Below are 4550 nucleotides of genomic sequence, written 5' to 3' on the forward strand. Positions count from 1 at the left end.
ATGAATCGCTTCATGATCGAATTCGGCGATAGAGTTAACCGATAACAGGACGGCTAGTTACACAGAATTCCGGACAGACTCTCATTTGGAACTGTTTTCGAGTTTATGCATGATAATAATTTTCTTCATATGGATGCACACTTTCATAACATTTTAGCCGATGAGAATAATATTTATCTCAGTGATTTTGGTTTGGCGCTGTCAACGAAATTTGATTTATCAATAACTGAACAAAAATTTGTTAATAACCACAAAAATTATGATAGATGTAGTTATTCAGTCAATTTACTACATGGTATCCTAACAACCTATGCAGGCAAAGAACATGGGGACAAGACATTAAGCTACTACTTAACAAATAAACTTTCAATTAAGTTGCCCGATAAAATAAATGAAATATTATCGAAAAATGCTCCTATTGCAGAAAAAATGCATGAATTTTATAGGGAAATTCAGAAAGATAAATCAACTCCATATCCATCAAATCAGTTAAATGATCTATTGGAAAATATAGTGGTGTGAATATCCTAACTGTCGCGAGGAAGAAACAGGCATGAGAACCAAAAACTCTAAATTGATTTTGCCATCAAAATTTACTTTCAAACCTCTATCACATTGCGATCTAAATTTACTGTGCCAATGGTTTAGCAAACCTCATGTTTTAGAATGGTGGCAAGATAATCTTTCGTCTGAAGAAATAAAAGACATATATGGCAAACGAATTGGAGATTCTGTTGTTTGTCCTTATATAATTTACTTAAATGATAAACCAATAGGATTTATTCAATACTATTGGGCAAGTAAAGTAGGTGACGGTTGGTGGCTAAATGAGGATGATTATACAGTTGGCACGGATCAATTCATTGGGGAAGAGCAATATCTTAATCAAGGCTACGGGACACTTATGATGAAAGCCTTCGTTAAATTCCTTTTTAAAAATCCCAAAATTAACAAAATCATTACTGAAGCAGACCCTAATAATATTCGAGCCAAACGTTGCTATGAAAAAGCAGGATTTCAAGATTTTGGTTTGATTAAAACACCAGATGGTAATTCTATATTGATGGTTATAAAGAGAAAAAATAACGATTTTATAATAGATTAGCGGCATTACTACGTACTAACTACAGGAATAGACAATGAATTATCAGATTATCTATGAACCAAACCCAAAATCTGAGGATATACAAATATTAAATGATGCGATCATGGAGCTAGCTAAAGTCAAAAAAGGCATGTCTCAACTTGATTTTTTTGCATTTTTTATACGCGATAATGAGGGAAACATCATTGGTGGATGTGCAGGTGATAATATGTATGGAGGATTATTTGTGGGGCAAATTTGGGTCCATGAAAAAATTCGTGGTGGAGGTTATGGAACTCATTTGATGCACAAAGCAGAAACACTTGCAAAAGAGAGTCATTGTAATTTTATTGCAGTTAATACATTTGACTGGGAGGCACTTGGTTTCTATAAAAAGCTAGGATATTACGTTGAGTTTGAAAGAAAAGGCTTTAATAAGAATTCGATATATTATTTTTTACGAAAAGATTTAAATCGAGGATAATATGCAACACATATTCATCTAGGAGATAGATAAACATGACTAAACCCAAACGTATAAGTATTTCAAACTAATACGATGAATAAAATTAAGGAAAAATTCCATGTTAAAAAAAGTAGCATTTACCATGTATCCAGTGGAGAATTTAAATCGTGCTAAGGATTTTTATAAAAATAATTTTGGTCTTACACCTAGCAACATTTCTGCCAATGGAAATTGGGTAGAGTACGATTTGCCACAAGGGGGATGCTTTGCAATTACAACACTTGCAGAAGGAGTCAAGCCCAGCTCTGTATCTGGAGGAAGCATTGCTTTTGAAGTTGAAGATTTGGATTCGTTAACTCAACAATTAAAAGAAAATGGCGTAACCTTCAAATTGGATGTCTTTTCATCACCAGTATGCAGAATGGCAATTATCATCGATTCTGAAGGTAATGCTATTACTCTACACCAGCTTAAAAAAGAATCTAATCAAGCCTAAGTACAATAAATGAAGAGCACCGTTATTCATAAGCGCGATTGTTAGAAAGGATAAATCATTATGCTAGCCAAATGTTCTGTTTTTATTGCTACCAGTCTTGATGGTTTTATTGCTAGAGAGGATGGGTCTATTGATTGGTTAATGAAAGCAAACACTCTTGTGCCGCCAGGTGAGGATGGTGGCTATAAAGAATTCATATCAACAATCGATGGACTGGTTATGGGACGGCATTCACTCGAGAAGGTATTATCGTTTGAATCTTGGCCATATGGTGATCTCCCAGTAGTCGTAATGAGTAGCCAACCCATAGAAATACCTAGCCACTTAAAAAATCATGTTTCGACGTCATCTGAAACACCAACTGATTTAGTCAAGCGGTTAACAAAGCAAGGATTTAAACATCTTTATATCGATGGAGGTATTACTATCCAGAACTTTATTGCTGATAATCTGATCAACGAAGTAACGATAACAATAGCACCTGTATTGTTGGGATCTGGTCGCCCGCTATTTGGCCCATTGACGCATGATATTGAACTTGACCATATTGAAACCAAATGTATTGGCGGTGGTTTTACTCAATTGAAGTACCGCATTAATTCTATTGCAGATACTAGAACCGTAAAGAAAAAAAATAAAAATAAAGTATATCTTGTTTATGATGAAATTATCGATTGGTTTGATAGCCATCGTAATAAAGAACTTGATATGGAAAAGTTCTATTTAGATCTTTTAATAAATCATATTCCATCAGGAGGCAAAGTATTAGATGTAGGCTGTGGTACTGGTGAACCAATAGCACAATTTTTAATTAAAAAAGATTATAAAGTAACCGGTATTGATGCAAGTAAAAAAATGATTCATTTATGTAAAAAGCGGTTCCCGAATGGAAAATGGCTGCTTGCTGATATGCGCACTCTAAATTTACAAGATAAATTTCATGCTGTAATTGCTTGGCACAGCTTTTTTCACTTACCTCATGATGATCAACGAATGGTATTAAAATCCCTTTCATCTTTGGTGGAACAAAATGGTTTATTAATATTTACATCAGGACCAGAATATGGGGAAGTCTGGGGGGATAATGGTGGACATGATTTATATCATGCATCTCTTTCTGCTGAAGAATATACTCAAATACTTCTAGATTGTAATTTTAAAGTACTTATACACAAAGTTAGAGATCCAGAATGTGGAGAAGCAACTGTATGGGTTGCCCAAAAGAAAGACTAAAAAAGTACTAAAAATGCTTGCTGGTTAGCAATTTATTGAATTGAAAACATCAATTAAAAGAGAAACGATATGGAAATTATACAAAAAATGATTTCTCCACAGGGTTATTTTCCTGGGAATCCACATTATCCATTATTAATTTATAAGCAAGTCTTTTCAGGCATGAATGAGTCACCACAGGCTATTCAGGATCGATTGGAACAAAACCATTGGAGCCATTCTTGGGTTGATAGTATTTATGATTTTCACCATTACCATAGTAATACACATGAGGTATTAGTTATTATTTCAGGAGAGTGCCAAGTTCAGTTCGGTGGCGATAATGGTTCAATTTATACTGTTAAACAAGGTGATGTGGTGATCCTACCAGCGGGCGTTGCACACAAAAGCCTAAGTATGACAGATAATTTTCGATGCATTGGTGCCTATCCTTTCGATGTTGGAATCGATATGAATTATGGAAATAGTGAAGAGTATTTGCAAGCACTCAAAACGATTAAAGAAGTTGGATTGCCTAAAAAAGATCCTATTTTTGGCGAAAAAGGATTGATTTTTAATTACTGGAAATAGAAGCTAATTAGTGCTTGTAATTACCATGACAAGGTTTTTTTAGTTATCTCATGCCCGTCGCATGAAGACAGGGTTGATTTGGAGTAATATAAATAATTTGGAATTAATGAGCTATCCTTATGAACGTTAGACCACTTTATCAAATAGCAAACCGTACTCTACGTAAATGCCAATCCTGGCTCGGTATATCAACTTTAGGTGCTCGAGCCATTATCATTAATCAAAACAATCAAGTTTTATTGGTTAAGCATACCTACCAACCGCATTGGTATATCCCAGGCGGTGGCGTTAAGAAAGGAGAATCAACCAAAGCAGCTCTATTAAGAGAATTAAAAGAAGAAGTTGGATTAACTGCCTTAGAAGATCCAACACTCTTTGGCATTTACCATCATCTTTATTTAAAGGTAAACGATTATCCTGTGGTATATATCGTTAAAAAATTTTCACTAACCGAAACTTTTTCTCCTGAAATTGAAGATACGGGATGGTTTGATTATACCGCCCTACCCGAAATGACAAGCCCTGGAACAAAACGAAGACTAACGGAATATTTTACCAATCAACCACCATCTGAAGCCTGGTGAATGAAGGAGACGCAGCTTCAACCACCCAAAGTGAGTCTGTCCGGAATTCTGTGTAACTAGCCGTCCTGTTATCCGGTAACTCTATCGCCGAATTCGATCATGAAGCGATTCATAGCT

7 protein-coding genes are annotated in these 4550 nt (G+C 35.0%); all 7 read left to right on the plus strand.

From position 1 onward, the window contains the following. The first annotated feature begins 129 nt into the window (after positions 1-129). The 7 genes from Lrub_RS07660 to Lrub_RS07690 all read left to right on the plus strand — a co-directional run bounded on the left by Lrub_RS07660 (position 130) and on the right by Lrub_RS07690 (position 4433). The gene (locus tag Lrub_RS07660; protein ID WP_237760780.1) at positions 130-522 is read left to right on the plus strand and encodes a hypothetical protein; all 393 of its coding nucleotides are present in this window, start codon (positions 130-132) and stop codon (positions 520-522) included. Positions 523-553: 31 nt separating this feature from the next. Next, positions 554-1105 (plus strand): GNAT family N-acetyltransferase, encoded by a 552-nt coding sequence (locus Lrub_RS07665; protein ID WP_058531612.1) that lies wholly within the window; start codon positions 554-556, stop codon positions 1103-1105. Positions 1106-1139: 34 nt separating this feature from the next. Further along, the gene (locus tag Lrub_RS07670; protein ID WP_058531613.1) at positions 1140-1568 is read left to right on the plus strand and encodes a GNAT family N-acetyltransferase; all 429 of its coding nucleotides are present in this window, start codon (positions 1140-1142) and stop codon (positions 1566-1568) included. 100 nt (positions 1569-1668) lie between these two features. Continuing rightward, positions 1669-2046, plus strand: a complete 378-nt coding sequence (locus tag Lrub_RS07675) for a VOC family protein (RefSeq protein WP_058531614.1) — start codon at positions 1669-1671, stop codon at positions 2044-2046. 60 nt (positions 2047-2106) lie between these two features. Next, the gene (locus tag Lrub_RS14585) at positions 2107-3279 is read left to right on the plus strand and encodes a methyltransferase domain-containing protein (protein WP_058531615.1); all 1173 of its coding nucleotides are present in this window, start codon (positions 2107-2109) and stop codon (positions 3277-3279) included. 69 nt (positions 3280-3348) lie between these two features. Beyond that, positions 3349-3849: a cupin domain-containing protein gene (locus Lrub_RS07685; protein ID WP_058531616.1), complete on the plus strand. Its 501-nt coding sequence runs from the start codon at positions 3349-3351 to the stop codon at positions 3847-3849. 119 nt (positions 3850-3968) lie between these two features. Further along, positions 3969-4433: an NUDIX domain-containing protein gene (locus Lrub_RS07690; RefSeq protein ID WP_058531617.1), complete on the plus strand. Its 465-nt coding sequence runs from the start codon at positions 3969-3971 to the stop codon at positions 4431-4433. The last annotated feature ends 117 nt before the right edge of the window (positions 4434-4550 follow it).

The organism is Legionella rubrilucens (genome assembly GCF_001468125.1).
Classification (GTDB): domain Bacteria; phylum Pseudomonadota; class Gammaproteobacteria; order Legionellales; family Legionellaceae; genus Legionella_C; species Legionella_C rubrilucens.